This is a genomic window from Micromonospora sp. A3M-1-15 (assembly GCF_024213425.1).
GTDB lineage: Bacteria > Actinomycetota > Actinomycetes > Mycobacteriales > Micromonosporaceae > Micromonospora > Micromonospora chersina.
Genome location: NZ_JANAVK010000005.1, coordinates 470,395 through 486,785, shown reverse-complemented (window position 1 = coordinate 486,785; position 16,391 = coordinate 470,395). Strand labels below are relative to the sequence as shown.

Genomic DNA, 16,391 nt, shown 5'->3' with positions numbered 1-16,391 from the left:
GCATACCCATGGACACCGTGAGCACCGGCCAGCCGCCCGCCGAGAACGCCGCCAGCACCTGCTACCGGCACCCCAAGCGGGAGACGCTGCTGCGCTGCACCCGCTGCGACCGCCACATCTGCCCCGACTGCATGCGCGAGGCGCCGGTCGGCCACCGCTGCCCGGAGTGCGTCCGGGCGGACAACCGGACCGTCCGGCAGGCCCGCACGGTCTTCGGCGGCCGGCTCGTGGCCCGCCCGCTCGTGACGTACGCGCTGGTCGCCCTCATCGTGGTGGCGTACCTGGTCGAGCTGGTCCACCCGGCCGTCCTCGACCAGTTCGACAGCCTGGGCACCGGGCTGGTCGACGACGCCGGCCAGCGCTACGTCGACGACGGCGTCGCCCGCCCCGGGTACGAGCCGATCGGGATCGCGCACGGCGAGTGGTACCGCCTCGTCACCTCGTCGTTCCTGCACCTGCTGCCCACCCAGGGGGCCCTCGGCTTCCTGCACATCGCCTTCAACCTGTGGTGGCTGTGGGAACTCGGCCGGGTCATCGAGGAGCGGCTGGGGCACGCCCGGTACCTCGCCGTCTACCTGCTCTCCGCGCTGGGCGGCGGGGTCCTGGGCTTCCTGGTCGCACCGCACGAGGCGGCGGTCGGCGCCTCCGGCGCGGTGTACGGCCTGGCCGGCTGCTACGTGGTGCTCACCCGGCGGCTGCACCACCACCCGATCGACCCGCAGCGGGTGCTCATCCCGTTCGTGATCTGGATGGTGCTCTCCGCCGGCTGGACGTCCTGGGAGGGCCACCTGGGCGGCCTGCTGGTCGGCGGCCTGGTCGGCGTGGGGTTCGCGTACGCCCCGGCCCGGCGGCGGACCGCCGCGCAGGTGGCGGTCACCGTGGCCGTCGCCGTGCTCCTCGTCGCGCTGGTCGTGGTGAAGTCGCTCGCCCTCGCCGGCTGACGGGCCGGGTCCATCCCCGCGGTGGCGGCTGATCAGGCATGGAAGTAGCCCGACGATAGCTGGCACCGTATCGGCTCTTCCTACCGTTCCCCGTATGAATCGATCGTCCGTCCTCGCGCGGGTCCTCCGGGCCGGCGCCGCCACCGCGCTTCTCGGCCTGTCCGCCGTGCTGACCGTCCCCGGCGTCGCCCACGCCATCGCCAACGGGACCGATGTCGCCGAGGGGCAGTACCAGTTCGCCACCAAGCTCACCATGACCAACATCCCGCGCGCCGACGGCACCACGTACGACAGCGCGTGCTCCGGGGCGCTCGTCGCTCCGCAGTGGGTCATCACCGCGGGCCACTGCTTCCACAACACCTCGGGCGCCCGGGTCAGCGGTGCGGTGCCGTACGCAACGACGGCCACCCTGGGCCGCGCCGACCTGGCCGCCACCACCGGGCACGTCGTCGACGTGGTGGAGGTCCGCCAGGCGTCCCGGCAGGACGTCGCGCTGGTCAAGCTGGCCACCCCGGTCACCGACATCGCGCCGCTCCCGGTGAGCACCACCGCGCCCAGGACCGGCACGATCCTGCGGATGACCGGCTGGGGCGCCACCAGTTCCGTCGACGCCACGCCGGCCACACACCTGCAGACCGGCCAGTTCAAGATCAACCGAGTCGCCGGCTCCGCGGTGATGGTTGTGGGTTACGCGCCGGCCGCGAACACCAGTGCCTGCCTGTGGGACTCCGGAGCGCCGTACTTCGTGGAGAACGCCGACGGCACCGAGGCGCTGGTCTCGGTGGAGTCCGACGGGCCGGCGTGCCCGCACTCCCAGGAGGAGACCACCGAGCGAGTCGACCGGCTTGCCGACTGGATCCAGCAGACCGCGGTCTGATCCCGACCCGAAGCGGCGCCGGTGGCACTGCCACCGGCGCCGCTTTCGTGCGCCCAAGCTGGCGCTCCGACCCACCGTGACATATCAGAAACATAGCTGCGCGTGTATGACTCGTCCCTAGTTTCCTACCCACATCTTTCACGAGGACGGGGAGGACGACGGGTGAGACAGAGATTGCGAGGGCCACTGGTGGTGGCCCTGGTGCTGGCCCTGGTGGCCACGCTCGGCGGAATGGAGGTGCTCCGCCGATCCGCGCCGGAGCGGTCGTCGACCGCCTCGGCCGGCAAGGAGGAGAGCTTCCTGGACCGGCTCGGCCGAGGCGCGCGGCAGTTGGTCAACGGCGGCCGGGCCAAGGCGCCGGCCGAGGGGGTCCGCGCCGGCCTGTACATGGCGCAGAAGCTTCCCACCGGCGTACGCAAGAAGCCCGCCAAGCGGGTGAAGGAGCTGACCGGGCGGCGGACCCCCACCACCCGGGTCTTCGCGATGTCCGACGGCCGGCTCCAGGCGGAGATCTCCGCCGCGCCGCGCCACTACCGCGACGCCAAGGGCAACTGGCAGCCGATCGACACCACCGTCTCGCCCTCGACGGCGGCCGGGTTCGCCGCGGCCAACACCACCAACACCTTCAGCAGCCGGTTCGGTGCCTCGACGGCGAAGCTGACCCGCTTCGAGCTCGACGGCGAGCAGGTCACCCTCGGCCTGGCCGGCGCGCCGCGCTCGGTGAAGCCTGTGCTGGCCGGCCACACCGCCACCTACCCCGGCATCGCCGACGGCGTCGACCTCGCGTACGACGTGACCGCCACCGCGCTCAAGGAACGCCTGGTGCTGCGCGACGCGTCCGCCACCGCCGCAATGACCTTCACCCTCGACGCGGGACGGCTCAAGGTCTCCCAGCGCGAGGATGGCGCGATCGAGTTCCGGTCCCCGCTGGACAACCAGGTGTTGCTGGTCATGCCTGCCCCGTTCATGTACGACGCCAAGGCTGACAAATCGTCGCCGTACGGCTTCGCCTACAGCCTCAAGGTGACCCAGAAGCTGCGGGCCGAGGGTGGCCGGTGGGCGATCGACGTGGCCGCCGACAAGGACTGGCTCGCCGACCCGAAGCGGGTCTGGCCGGTCACCGTCGACCCCACCATCAAGATCCAGCCGAGCGGGAACAACGCCGTCGACGCGATGGTCGCCCAGGACACGCCGGCGCAGCCGTTCGGCAACCTCTGGCGGCTGTCGGTGGGCACCACCACGGCTGGCGCCTCCCGCGCCCTGGTCCGGTTCGGGCTGGACGCGATCCCGGCCAACACCACGGTCGACTCGGCGTCGCTGCAGATGTACTACGACACCAGTCACACGACCGACGCGTACGACGTGCCGATGGAGGTCCGCGAGGTCACCAGGGACTGGGACGAGACGGTCACCTGGAACGCCATCAACACCGAGATGGGCGCCGGCGCCGCCACGGTGGTGACGGTCGACGACACCGACACCGGCCAGGTCGCGGCCAAGGGCGCCTGGCCGGCCTCCACCAGCAGCCTGACCAAGAACGCCGTCAAGGGGACCTACCTCGTCAACAACGACGCGGTGCTGGGCGACACCTACACCTGGATGCCCACCGTCCCCGAGGACGGCGACTACACGGTGGAGACGCACTACGTCCCAGCCGGCGACCGCAACCCGAAGACGGTCTACAACGTCACCTACGGCGACGGCGCCGTCGCCTCCAAGGAGATCAACCAGGAGTTGCCGACCAACGCCGACTGGGCCAGCCTGGGGACCTACCCCTTCAAGGCCGGCACCGTCGGCCGGGTCGTGGTGACCGACGCCAACTCCGGTAGCGACGCCGCCGTGATCGCCGACGCAGTGCGGCTGACCAAGTCCGGTGGGCTCAAGAAGGCCAAGGAGACCAACGCCTGGCACACCTTCGCCGCGACCAACCTCGTCCAGAAGTGGCTCAACGACTCGACCAGCAACCACGGCTTCATGATCAAGGCAGTGGACGAGGCCCGGCTCGGCCACGGCGGCCCCCGCTACGAGTCGGGTGAGGACCTCTTCAACGGCGAAACCCAGAACATGCCGAAGCTGGTGGTCACCTACGGCAATCCCGGCGTCGTCCTCGACCCGCCGGGCACCCTCTACCCGACGGGCGCCGCGCTGCGCTGGTCGGCGTACCAGGGCGCGGACATCGCCGAGTACCAGGTGCACCGGTCGACCACGCCGAACTTCACCCCGACCGCGGCCACCCTGGTCGCGCCGGTGAACAAGGGCGTCACGTCGTACACCGACACCACCGCGACGCCGACCCCGGCCACCTCCACCGAGCCGTACGGGCAGACGTACTACTACCAGGTGGCGGTCAAGACCACCGGGGGCACGCTGGTGCCGTCGGCGGCCCAGGTCGCCAAGCTGCCCAAGTCCGGCCAGGTGGTGCAGACCATCCCCGTCACCGCGGACGTGGTGCTCTCTTCCGCCAAGCAGGACGCCAACTTCAACACCCTGGACGGCAAGCCGCAGCTGATGGTGGGCAACAACTCCGCCACCTACAGTTTCACCCGGTCGCTGCTGCGGTTCGACACCTCGTCCATTCCGACGAACGCCAAAGTGCTGTCCAGTTCGCTGAACGTGTGGGGCTTCAGCACCGTCCTGGGCACCTCGCAGGTGTCGACCTACAACGCGTACCCGCTGACCACCACGTGGGACCCGGCCACCGCGACCTGGAAGAAGGCGACCGCCACCACCAACTGGGGCACCGCCGGCGGTGACTACGCCACGACACCACTCGCCACGGTCGGCCCCTTTGGCGTCGACGACGCGCCGCAGTGGCGTCGCTGGACGGTCAAGGACGCGGTGCAGAACTGGGTCACCAACCCGAACGCGAATAAGGGCATCCTGGTCAAGTACGCCGACGAGGCCGGCCGGCTGAAGGAGGACAGCCTCTTCCTGTCCAGCGAGGGCACCCAGCCGCTGCGCCCGCAGCTGCAGGTCATCTACACCCAGCCGGACGCCGCGCAGACCTACTACGCGCCGACGACCCCGTCGACCATGACCACCGACGGCACCTACAGCGTGCCGGTCACCCTTGCCAACACCACGTCGGCCACCTGGCTGAAGAGCGAGTGGGCGCTGTCGTACAGCTGGACGCTGCCGGACGGGTCGGCCGTACCGACAGCCGGCACTCCGCTGCGCACGGCGTTGCCCGTGGACCTGGCGCCGATCGGTCAGCCCGGCACCAGCAGCGTGGACGTCGTCGCGCAGGTGAAGGCCCCGGCGCCGGGCGCCGACCACAACCGGCGCAACAACTACACGCTGAACTGGGAGCTGAGCAAGGCCGACGGCACGAAGCTGACCGGCGTCGGAGCGCTGGCGCAGGACATCGCGGTGGAGGAGCCCACCTCCGACCAGCTCGGTTTGGAGAAGTTTTACTCGTACGCGGGCAAGAACACCGGTGCCGGCGGCACCCTGATGAACAACCTGTACGCCGGCAACACGGTCTGGTCGTACAACGCGCTCAGCAACCCGTCCCGGGGCCTGTCCACGTTCGTGCGGATGTCCTACAACTCGCTGGACACCTCGGACTCCGCGGCCGGCTTCGGCTGGTCGCTGCAGGCGTCGTCGATGATGCGCCTGGGTACCCCGCTGGACTTCCACCCGAACCCGAACCCGAGGACGGTCACCCTCACCGACGGTGACGGCACGGCCCACCGCTTCACCCTGAACGACCAGACGGGGGAGTGGATCAGCCCGAAGGGCGTGCACCTCTACCTGCAGAAGGTCACCAGCCTCGACTGCAAGCCGAACACCGAGGAGCCGCGGGCCTGGCGCCTGACCAAGCCGGACCGGACGCAGTTCTACTACGACTGCGAGGGCTTCCTCACCAGCACGGTCGACAACAACGGCAACGAGATGACCTTCACCTACGAGGAGCGGCGGTCGAACAACAAGCCGACCAAGTTCCTGAGGTACATCACCGACCCGGCCGGCCGGACGACGCTGACCCTGGACTACTACGCCAAGGGGCAGACGTACGACTACATCAACGACACCACGTGGGCCAAGGTCCGGGCCACCGGCGGTCTGACCAACCCCAAGATCATCGACCACGTCTCGCAGATCTCCGACATCTCCGGGCGGAAGCTGACCTTCACGTACACCGACAAGGGTCTGCTGGGTGAAATGATCGACGGTGCCGGGTCGACCAACGGCGCGCCCAAGGTGTTCACGTTCGCCTACGACATGACGCAGGGGAACAAGAACGTCAAGCTCGTCAAGATCACGGACCCGCGGGCCAACGCTGCCAATGCCTCCTACGCCACCAAGCTGGAGTACAACTACCCGAAGACCGGCGACGACCCGAAGTTCCACTGGACCACCAAGTCCTACACCGACCGGCTCGACAAGCTGACCCAGTTCGCCTACGTCGACCCGGACGGCCCGCAGGGCACCAAGATCGATGCCACGGTGACCGACGCGGAGAACCACGCGACGGCGTACCGGATGGACCAATTTGGCCGCCCGTACCAGACCACCAACGCCAAGAACCAGGTCACGACGCTGGGCTGGGACGACGACCACAACGTCACCACGCTCACCGAGGACAGCGGCGCGGTGTCGACGTGGAAGTACGACCCGAAGACCGGCTATCCGACGGAGATCAAGGATGCGGAGGCGGCCAAGAACGGCTGGCCGGGCACGACGCTGACCTACCAGTACCAGCTGGGCGGCTACGTGGCCGACGTGGTCAGCAAGACCAGCTCGGAGGGTCGCAAGTGGACCTTCGGCTACGAGTCGGACGGTGACCTGTCCTGGGTCGTCGACCCGATCGGCAACACCACGAGCGACCCGGACGACTACAAGACGACGTACACGTACGACGCCTGGGGCCAGATGCTGACGGCCACCGATGCCAACGGCAACGGCACCAGCTACGACCGCTTCGATCCGAACGGCTACCCGCAGACCATCGCCGACGCGGACCAGAAGCAGACGACGTTCGTCTACGACGTGCGCGGCCAGGTCCTCAAGGTGACCGACGCGCTCAGCCACGACACCACGCAGACGTACGACACGTTCGGCCGCCCGCTGGAGAACAGGGTCGCCAGGAACCAGGACGGCGATGACTGGATCACCACCCCGGCACCGGCGTACGACGCGAACGACAACGTCACGGAGTCGACCGCGCCCAACAGCGCCGTCACGACGGCGTTCTACGACGAAGCCGACCAGCTCAAATGGACCAAGGCGCCGGTGGATGTCGCGGGCGACCCGGAGCGGAGGACGTCGTACACCTACGACAAGGTTGGCAACCTGCTGACCACCACCGAGCCCAAGGGCAACCTTTCACCGGAGGACGGTGACTACGTCACCACCAACGGCTACGACGAGATCTACCAGCTCACCAGCGTCACCAACGCCGAGGGCGACAAGATCACGTACGAGTACGACAACGTCGGCAACGTCATCACGGTCGTCGACCCGCGCAAGAACGCGACGGCCGACACCGCCGACTACACCACCAAGCTGGCGTATGACCAGGCGCACCGGGTCACCAAGAGCACGGATGCGCTCGGCAAGTTCACCAGCAGCACCTACGACCGCGACGGGCTGGTCACGGCCACGACCGACCAGCTCGGCAACACCACCGAGATCACCCTCAACCCGCTCGGTAAGCCGACCGAGGTCAAGGTGCCGCACAAGAACGTCAACGGCACCGTCACCTACCGCACGACACAGTACGAGTACGACGAGGTCGGCAACCGGACCAAGGTGGTCAGCCCCCGGGGTGTGGCGACACCGGTCGCCGAGGATCCGAACGACTTCGCCACGGTCACCGTCTACGACAAGCTCAACCGGGTCAAGGAGACCCGGAGCGCGTACGACAAGGACGACACCCGTTACACCACGCCGGATGTCACCACCTACCAGTACGACGCGGTGGGTCGCCTCACGACCCTGTCGGCGCCCCCGTCGGCCGGGCAGACGGACCGCAACGACACCACGTACACCTACTACGACAACGGCTGGACGAAGTCCTCGTCGGATCCGTGGGACATCGTCACCTCGTACCAGTACAACGATCTCGGCGCCCAGACCGAGCGCACGGTCACCTCGGCCGGCGGGTCGTCGAACCGGACGATGACCTGGTCGTACTTCCCGGACGGCAAGCTGAAGTCCCGCGCGGACGAGGGCGTGCCGGTCGGCAAGCAGGTCGTCCTGGTCGACAACTCCGACTTCAACAACGCGTCGGCGACCGGGACCTGGACCGTCGCGAACTCGGCGACCGGCAAGTACGGCACCAACTACGCGACCCGCCCCGCGGGGACCGGCGCGAACACGTTCACCTGGCAGTTGAACGTGCCGCAGTCGGGCACGTACGAGGTGTTCGCCCGCTACCCGCAGGTCACCGGCGCGGCCACCGACGCGAAGTACACCATCAGCCACAGCGGCGGCAACAGCCCGAAGTCGGTCAACCAGAGCACCAACGCCGGGACCTGGGTGAGCCTCGGCTCGTACAGCTTCACCGAGGGCAACAGCCACAAGGTGTCGCTGTCCGACCAGGCGACCGGCACGGTCGTCGCGGACGCAGTGAAGCTCGTTCGCGCCAACACGGGTGAGGCGGACAACGAGAAGCACGACTACGGATACCGCTACGACCCGAACGGCAACCTGAAGACGATCACGGACGCCTCTTCCAGCGCCCGGGTCGACGACTACTCGGTCGTCTACACGGGCCTGAACCAGGTGAAGACCGTCACCGAGAGCAAGAGCGGCGCGGTCACCAACACCACCTCGTTCACCTACAACGAGAACAGCGCACCGCTGACCACCACCCACGACAAGCAGTACGCCGGCTACACCTACGACCCGCGCGACCTGGTGTCGGAGGTCGTGAACGGCAAGTCCGCCACGGACCCGGGTAAGAAGACCACCACCTTCACCTACACCGACCGCGGCGAGAAGCTGCGGGAGACCAAGGGCAACGGCAACACCGTCGACCACACGTACTACCTCGACGGGCTGCTGAACACCCAGGTGGAGAAGAAGTCCAACGGCACGGTGGTGTCGGAGCACACCTACACCTACGACCTGAACGGCAACCGCAGCCGCGACGCCGCCAGGAAGATGAACGCCGACAACCACTCGGCGTACCTCAACACCACCAGCGACTACAGCTACGACCCGCGGGACCGCCTGGCCACCCTGACCAAGACCGGGGACGGCGCGGGCACGGAAACCTACGTCCACGACGCCAACAGCAACGTCATCGAGCAGACCCTTAAGGGCACCACGACGACGTTCAACTACGACCGGAACCGGCTCCTCACCGCCAGCGTGGGGGGCGCGACCTCGTCGTACAACTACGACCCGTTCGGGCGCCTCGACACGGTCACCGCGGCGGGCACGATTCTCGAGCGCAACGTCTACGACGGGTTCGACCACGTCATCGAGAACCGCAAGAACAACGGCACGAGCACGTCGACGACGAAGTACACGTACGACCCGCTGGACCGGACCGCCACCAAGACGACCGACGTCGGTGGTGCGAAGGAGAAGACCACCACGTTCAACTACCTCGGCCTGTCGGGCGAGGTGCTGGACGAGGAGGTTGCCGGCAAGCTGACGAAGTCGTACCAGTACTCGCCGTGGGGCCAGCGCCTGTCCCAGATCACGCACAAGGACGACGGGACCCAGGAGAACGCCTACTACGGCTACGACCCGCACACCGATGTCGAGCAGCTGACCGACGACACCGGCGACACGAAGGCCACCTATGGATACACCGCCTACGGCAAGAACGACGACGCCCAGTTCACGGGCATCGACAAGCCGGACGCACAGGATCCGACGAAGGAGCCGTACAACGCGTACCGGTTCAACGCCAAGCGGTGGGACCAGAGCTCCCAGTCGTACGACATGGGGTTCCGGGACTACAGCCCCGGCCTGAACCGGTTCCTCTCCCGGGACAGCTACAACGGCGCCCTGGCCGACATGAACCTCGGCCTCAACCCGTTCACCGGCAACCGCTACGCGTTCGGTGCTGGAAACCCAATTTCCATGGTGGAGCTTGACGGCCACGACGTGATCGCACCTGGTCCAATGGACAATAGAGCTCCCTGTGGAACCGGGTGGGTTCACGGACTGCTTTGCGCCGGATCCTTCCTCCCGGTCGCTGGCACCGCCTTTATGTCGATCGACTCTCGGGTTTATCGAAGTGAAGGCGATGACGCCACGGCGGATGCACTGGAAAACGCTGTTGGCGCTGATATCTCGATGACCCTAGGTATCGGTCCGGCTGGTATCTTCGGGTTCTTCGCCAGGGCGGGAATCAAGGCCGAAGCGCGTGCGGCCACGTCTGCAGTTGCTAGGGCCGATCTGGGTGCGATGGTAAGAGCGGAGAGAGGCAAGCTGGCCAACCCGCTGAGCGGCCGGAACGGTGCGGTCATGGAGTATGAAACCGGCCCTGGCACCTACATCACTTCCGACGTTCAGTTCAGTGAATTCAGTATGGGGAGCAACGGGCACGCCGAAAAGCTCGCTTGGGCAAACATTCAGCAGAAGCTGGCCAGTATGGGACTTACTGCCGATCCCAACAACGTGCGTCGAATCTATACCGAGTTCCAGCCGTGCTCCGGGATGCCCACGCCGGCCCACCGCGGCTGCGATGGCTGGATCAAGGACAACTTCAAGAACGCTGAGGTTTCCTACAGTTGGGAATACGGGGCCGAGAAGGCGTCGCGTGATGCGGGCAAGGCTGCAAAAGAGGCCGACCTGAATGCCTGGTACCACGGGCTCTAGGGCCTACCTGACGGCGTTGGCTACGATGGTGCTGGCTGTTGAGTTCCCGGCAATTGCAGGAGGTATGGTGGTAACTGCTGACGAGATGGATTCGTTGTTCGGGCGTCAGAATGTTCGGAGAGTCGACGCATCCGAACTACCGAGGGTCGAATCAGGCGCCATCCAAAACTCTTTTCGGTTCCTTGCCGAAGTGGGGTTGCCCCGTGAAGTTGGCAGCTTCGCCTCAACCGATGTTCGCCATTTCACCAGTTCCGGCGACAGTTACTACCGCATTGGGTCCTATGACGGACAGTCAGTACTCTGTTTGGAGGACGCAACGGCCAACATCGTTGACCTCGTGTTCGAAAAAGGGTCCGTCATCAGCAAAGTGTACGTCAACGGCTCGTTGGAGCAGTTCGTCGCTTTCTTGTGTCAGGTTCAGCGAGCCACTCTAATGGTGCACCGATACTACGAAGGGAGCGGACCGAGGCTCGACCAATCAGCTTTCCTTGCTCGTCTAAAAGCTGTGGACGACAAGGCAATGCTGGAAGGGGCTTGGTGGCAAGTGCTGCTTGAAGATATGTTGCTATCTGCAGAATAGTCAGCAGAACTAGCCTCAACCCTTTCTTGGACCCGACCTCGGCGACCACTACGTAGAGGAAACCGGTCAGCCAGGGTTGGCTTCCTGTGTCACCAATTCAGTGTCGGGCTCGCCGCGTTCGCGGCGGGCCCGACACTGACGCGGGAAGTCGCCAGCGGGGCTCGAGTCAGTGAAGACGACCGCCAGACTTTCGGGCAACTACGTCACCAAGACTGCGGCGGAGGCCGCCGGATACAAGCCCGACAAGGCTTCGAATAACTACGTGCCCGGCGTCCAGATCGGCGGCGACATTTGTGGAGGTTCGACCAAGCTGCTGCCGTCGGCGCCTCGAGCGCGTCTATTGTGAGGCAGAGGTGGGCCTCAAGCACACGATGAGCCGGGCAAAGCAGCCCGGTAACCGTTTGGTATATTCCAACGACGGCTTGGTATTTGTCGCGGCTGATCATTGCGGGTCTTTTCTATCAGCCCTCAACTGGAAGTGACATGCAGATTGAGTTGGATGGTCGGCGCGTCAGGTCAGAAGCCGAGTTTCATGTCGAGATAGCTCGACTGCTTGATTTCGGGCCCTATTACGGCAAAAACCTGGACGCTCTTTGGGACCGCGTGAGCTTCGATGTCGAGCGACCGGTGCGGCTGGTCTGGACCCATGCAGGTGTCAGCAGGAAAGCCATGGGGAAGGGTGACTTCGAGAGGATCGTGCCGATCCTGCGAAGAGCTGAGGAGCTGGATCGACGACGAGAGGACGATGAACGCTTCGAGCTGGTGATCACGGACTGAACGCCTACTGCCACCGAGCCCACCGCATGGGCTCGGCGGCAGTGGCCTTCGCAAGGAGTGGGTCCCACTCTTGGTCCTTCATGCGACGCCAGGTCGCACTTTGAGCTTGGAGATGTTCCTTCTCGGTCACAGCTCTCCCGCCGTCAACTACGAAAGATCCCAGTGCTGGCCCGATTGGCCGGTTGCCCGTCCTCCCGGCTCGTAGACTGAATCACATTGGGTCGATCGTTTCAGGATTCGCGACGAAGATGATCCGACGTGATCGGTGCACGCTCCGGCCGATTTCCAGCCAGACTCGCAGCGCTCACTGCCCTTCTTTCGTTACAGAGACACGCCGCTCAGCAAATTGATCTTTGTCACTCGTTGCGTACAACAATCCTTCTTGTTGCGTGCGCGGCCAATCGCCTAGCGTGAGCAGCGCTCATGGCGACGGGGGAGGAGCGCATGGAGATTCACGTCCGTTTACTGGGCACGATGGAGCTGTGGGTCGACGGCCGGCAGTTGACGCCGGGGGCGACGAAGCGCCGTACCGTCCTGGCCGCTCTGGCACTGGAGGCCAACCGGCCCGTGTCCCTACACAGCCTCGCCGGCATGGTCTGGTCCGACCCGCCCTCGTCCGCGGTGGCCAACCTCCGCTCGCACGCCGCCGCACTCCGCCAGGCCGTGGGGGACCGGCTGCTCGCGCGACCGCAGGCGTACGAGCTGCGACTCGGGTCGGGCGAGCTCGACGTGACCCACTTTCAGCGGCTCGCCGAGGAGGGCCGGTCCAGATTGAGCGAGCGCGACCCGGCTGGCGCCATCGACGCGCTGACCGCGGCGATGAACCAGTGGCGCGGCACGGCTGGTGACGGGCTGTCCCGCGGCACGCTGCTGGACAACCACTGGGCGAGCTTGGAGGAACAGCGGCTCCAGGCCTCGGAGGATCTCATTGACGCCCAGCTCGCGGTCGGCGCGCACGGTGACGTACTGCCCCAGCTCCGCCGCCTGCTCTCCGCGCACCCGTTGCGGGAACGGAGCTGGGGGCAGTTGATCGTGGCGCTCTACCGCCGAGGCGATGTGCCCGCGGCACTCGTCGCCTACCGGGAGGCGCGAGCGGCCCTGCGGGACCAACTGGGCATCGAGCCGGGGGAGGAGTTGCAGAGCCTGCACCGGGCGGTCCTCGACCGTTCGCCCGAGCTGTCGCAGGAGGCGCCGTCCGCCACGGTGGCGGTCCCGGAGGACGTGAAGCGACGTGCTGACCGTCCCGTGCCCCGGGAGCTGCCGGCGTCGCTGGGAGCGTTCGTCGGACGTACCCGGGAGCATGCGGAGCTGCTCGCCGCCCTGTCCGATCCCACCTCGGCCGCTGCGGTCGTGAGCGGAGCGGCCGGCAGCGGTAAGACCACGCTCGCGGTACGGGCTGCTCACGCCGTCGCCGGTCGCTTCCCCGACGGCCAGGTTTACCTCGACCTCCAATACCAGCCGTCCTTCTCCGGGGACGAGGTGCTGGCCCGGGTGCTCCGGGCACTCGGCGTCGATGGTGCGGCGATTTCCGAACGGGCCTGCGAGCGGGCCGGCCGGGTGCGGTCACTCCTGGCGGAGCGCCGGATCCTGATCGTGGTGGACGGCGTCACTCACGCCGCCCAGGTGCGCGCGCTCGTCCCGGCCGGGCCCGGCTCGGCGCTCATCGTGGTGACCCAGCGCCACCTACGCAGCCTGGACGGCGTTCGCCGGGTGGATCTGGATCCCCTGCCAGCCGAGGACGGGCGGGCGTTGCTGGTTGCCCTCGGATGCGGAGAGCGGCTGGCCGCTGCACCCGTCGCCGCAGACGAACTGCTCCGGCTCTGCGGCGGGTCGCCGCTGGCCCTGCGTATCGTCGGGTCCCGGCTCGCCGCGCGGCCGTCGGCCACGGCTGCAGCCCTGGTAGCGGAACTGCGCGATCCCCGCCGCCGGCTGGACCTGCTGGCCGACGACGACCTGTCGATGCGGCAGCGCCTCGACCTCGCTTTCACGGCCGTCCGTGCCGACGATGAGCTGGTCGGGCAGGTGTTCGCGCTACTGGGCGGCGAACCGGAGGCGGTACTGCCGCCCGAGGACGCCGCGGTGCGGCTGGGCGTGCCGGCCGAGCGGGTGTGGCGGGCGCTGGAGAAGTTGCTGGACTCCCACCTGGTGTATCTGGACGCCGCCGGCGGGTACCGGCTGCCCCAGCTGGTCCGGGAATACGCCGCCGAACTACCGACGATGCCGGCGCTGCACTCCCTGCCGGCGTGGCGGGTGGAACCGGGAACCGATCTGATGGCCCCGGCGGTCCAGCCCGCGCCGCCGCGCTGAGTCTGCCGCCTTGCCGGCCGGCGCCCGTGGTTCCTCGGCGGTGGCTGTGCCGGGATCATGCCCAAGGGCGAACGGCTCTGGTGGACGGGCGCGGCGGGGCGCGACACTGAGCCATGACACCTCAGCGCGTACCACTGCTCGCCAGCCTGGTCGTGCTGCTCGCGGCGGGCTGCACGACGGCGACCGACCACGACGGCGCGGCCGCGACGACCGCGACGGCGCCGACGCCCGGCGCCACCGCCGCGACCACACCCGCCACCTCCCCGGCCGCGCCCACCTCCGGCGCGCCGGTCGAGGGCTCCTGGCGGGCGACCTACGGCTGGGCGGTCCCCGCCACGCCCGCCCGGGTGACCCACGAGGTGCGGGTGCCGGTCACCCCGGCGCCGGGGGAGCCGCTGCCCGTCCTGGTCGAGGTGCGCGTCGGCGACCACCCGGCCGAGGGGTTCAGCCGGATCACCTTCGCCTTCCGCGGCCCGACGCCCTCCTACCAGGTCGGCTACGTCCCGCAGGTGTTGACCGAGGGGCGCGGCGCGCCCGTCGAACTGCCGGGCACGGCCTGGCTGTCGGTGCGGTTCGACCCGGCGCAGGCACACGACGCGCGCGGCGCCGGCACGGCCGACGTGCCGCCGTCGCGGATCGACTACCCGACCCTGCGCGGCTGGGCCGCGGCCGGCGACTTCGAGGGACACCTCAGCTTCGGGCTGGGGCTGTGGCCGCCGGCCGGCGGGACGCTGCCGGTGCGGCTGGGCGAGTCCACCCGCCCCGACGGCACCCACGTCGTCGCGGTCGACGTGCGGCGCGGCTGACCGGCCCGCGCGGACCGACCGCGCCGGCCCGGTGGCCGGCGCGGTCGGGGTGCGCGTGCGTCAGCCGACCTCGCCGCGGACGATGGCCACCGCGACCCGGCAGAACTCGTCCATGTCCGGGTTGAAGCCGGCGGCGATGTCCGGGTGCAGCCCGGCGCGGGTCTCGTCGAGCAGCCGACGGCAGACCTCCTCGACCGGCTCGCCCGCGTAGCTGGCGCGGACCCGGTCGGCGGCCGCCTGCAGGGCCGAGGTCAGCTGATCCTCCAGCGGGCCGCGCAGCTTCTCCTGCACGGGATCGAGCCCGCTCGGATCGAGCGTGACATGTGGCTCCGACATCGGCGCTCCCTTCGTCGGCGACCGCGGTACCCCACCGCCGTCGTCGGTCAAACCATCCGCGGTACGGCCGCCACCCGGACCTGGTACGAGAAGTCCTCGGCGGGCTCCTCGACGTAGGACAGCCGGCGGATCTGCCGGTCGTCCGACCAGAGGGCGACGTCGACCAGCACCCCGAGGTGGGCCAGGCCGATGTTCGCCACCCGCTTCTTGTCCTGGAGCACCGCGCAGACCCCGCCCACCAGCGTGCTGGCGTCGGAGGTGCGGTGTCCGGGCGGGCAGCGCAGGGTCACGTCCACCTCGATCGGACCGTCGAGCGGGGTCCACCCGGTGCGCTGGGCCGCCGTGCAGGCGGCCTGGAGCAACGTGCGGACCCTCGTCGCCTGCCGGTGGCCGGCGGCGAAGATGGACAGGGCCTCGGTCTTGACCGGGGGCAGGCCGCTCACCTCGAACGTCAGGGCGAGAGCGCGGGTGTCCTGCACGACGGCACCTCCTCGTGGGAATCCTGCCCAACCGGTGGGACCGCAGAAGGAAGTTCGCGCGAGAACCAACCGATCGGACGGGCTGGGGGTCGGCCGGAGGCGTATCGACTTCGACGGCGACGCGCTGGCTGCGGAGCTACGGAAACGCTAGTCGACCGGGCGGACGCTGGGTAGCCTCGCCGTTCACTGGGTGGGACGCGGCCGGAAGGCGCAGAAGTCGTCGCCCTCCGGGTCGGCCAGCACCCACCAGCTGAGCTCCGCGTCCGGCTCGCCCTCATGCCGGCCGGGTCGGACGGCCACCCGCGCGCCGGTACGGCCGGTCGTGGTGATCCGCGCCACGGCGGTCGCTGTCGTAGCCGTCTCGTGACCGTCACGTTTCGCAGCGTCGCAGGCAGGGCACTGTCTGCCACACGAAACGTCCCGGGGCGCGGGGCGACCGGCCGGTGCCCCGACCGTCTCGCCGTGCGCCGGGGCACGGGTGACTCCCCGGTTCTTCGCCGAGGA

10 protein-coding genes are annotated in these 16,391 nt (G+C 68.1%); 8 read left to right on the top strand and 2 right to left on the bottom strand.

Features of this window, described 5'->3' with window-relative positions:
* The first annotated feature begins 8 nt into the window (after positions 1–8).
* The 8 genes from NLX85_RS26140 to NLX85_RS26105 all read left to right on the top strand — a co-directional run bounded on the left by NLX85_RS26140 (position 9) and on the right by NLX85_RS26105 (position 15,072).
* The gene (locus tag NLX85_RS26140; RefSeq protein WP_254339389.1) at positions 9–941 is read left to right on the top strand and encodes a rhomboid family intramembrane serine protease; all 933 of its coding nucleotides are present in this window, start codon (positions 9–11) and stop codon (positions 939–941) included.
* Positions 942–1,035: 94 nt separating this feature from the next.
* On the top strand, positions 1,036–1,818 hold the full coding sequence (locus NLX85_RS26135; RefSeq protein ID WP_254339388.1) for a trypsin-like serine protease: 783 nt from the start codon (positions 1,036–1,038) through the stop codon (positions 1,816–1,818).
* Between the two features lie 162 nt (positions 1,819–1,980).
* A complete protein-coding gene (locus NLX85_RS26130; RefSeq protein ID WP_254339387.1) occupies positions 1,981–10,602 on the top strand; it encodes a DNRLRE domain-containing protein in 8,622 nt (2,873 codons plus the stop codon).
* A complete protein-coding gene (locus NLX85_RS26125) occupies positions 10,580–11,182 on the top strand; it encodes an SUKH-4 family immunity protein (protein WP_254339386.1) in 603 nt (200 codons plus the stop codon). Before NLX85_RS26130 ends, NLX85_RS26125 begins: the two co-directional genes overlap by 23 nt.
* A gap of 169 nt (positions 11,183–11,351) precedes the next feature.
* Positions 11,352–11,528, top strand: a complete 177-nt coding sequence (locus NLX85_RS26120; RefSeq protein ID WP_254339384.1) for a hypothetical protein — start codon at positions 11,352–11,354, stop codon at positions 11,526–11,528.
* 137 nt (positions 11,529–11,665) lie between these two features.
* Complete coding sequence (locus NLX85_RS26115; RefSeq protein ID WP_254339382.1) at positions 11,666–11,959, top strand: barstar family protein; 294 nt, start codon at positions 11,666–11,668, stop codon at positions 11,957–11,959.
* A 444-nt stretch (positions 11,960–12,403) separates the two neighbouring features.
* Complete coding sequence (locus NLX85_RS26110) at positions 12,404–14,266, top strand: AfsR/SARP family transcriptional regulator (protein ID WP_254339380.1); 1,863 nt, start codon at positions 12,404–12,406, stop codon at positions 14,264–14,266.
* Between the two features lie 113 nt (positions 14,267–14,379).
* Complete coding sequence (locus tag NLX85_RS26105; protein WP_254339378.1) at positions 14,380–15,072, top strand: hypothetical protein; 693 nt, start codon at positions 14,380–14,382, stop codon at positions 15,070–15,072.
* A 60-nt stretch (positions 15,073–15,132) separates the two neighbouring features.
* Here NLX85_RS26105 and NLX85_RS26100 read toward each other — a convergent pair whose 3' ends face one another.
* On the bottom strand, positions 15,133–15,408 hold the full coding sequence (locus NLX85_RS26100) for a hypothetical protein (RefSeq protein ID WP_254339376.1): 276 nt from the start codon (positions 15,406–15,408) through the stop codon (positions 15,133–15,135).
* Positions 15,409–15,455: 47 nt separating this feature from the next.
* Entirely contained in the window at positions 15,456–15,887 is a 432-nt protein-coding gene (locus NLX85_RS26095; RefSeq protein WP_091321016.1) for a hypothetical protein, read from the bottom strand.
* Between the last annotated feature and the right edge of the window lie 504 nt (positions 15,888–16,391).

Excerpts from the sequence above, each read along its gene's own strand:
- NLX85_RS26140 (WP_254339389.1), top strand. The coding sequence starts at position 9 with ATGGACACCGTGAGCACCGGCCAGCCGCCCGCCGAGAACGCCGCCAGC.
- NLX85_RS26105 (WP_254339378.1), top strand. The coding sequence starts at position 14,380 with ATGACACCTCAGCGCGTACCACTGCTCGCCAGCCTGGTCGTGCTGCTC.
- NLX85_RS26115 (WP_254339382.1), top strand. The coding sequence starts at position 11,666 with ATGCAGATTGAGTTGGATGGTCGGCGCGTCAGGTCAGAAGCCGAGTTT.
- NLX85_RS26110 (WP_254339380.1), top strand. The coding sequence starts at position 12,404 with ATGGAGATTCACGTCCGTTTACTGGGCACGATGGAGCTGTGGGTCGAC.
- NLX85_RS26125 (WP_254339386.1), top strand. The coding sequence starts at position 10,580 with ATGCCTGGTACCACGGGCTCTAGGGCCTACCTGACGGCGTTGGCTACG.
- NLX85_RS26100 (WP_254339376.1), bottom strand. The coding sequence starts at position 15,408 with ATGTCGGAGCCACATGTCACGCTCGATCCGAGCGGGCTCGATCCCGTG.
- NLX85_RS26135 (WP_254339388.1), top strand. The coding sequence starts at position 1,036 with ATGAATCGATCGTCCGTCCTCGCGCGGGTCCTCCGGGCCGGCGCCGCC.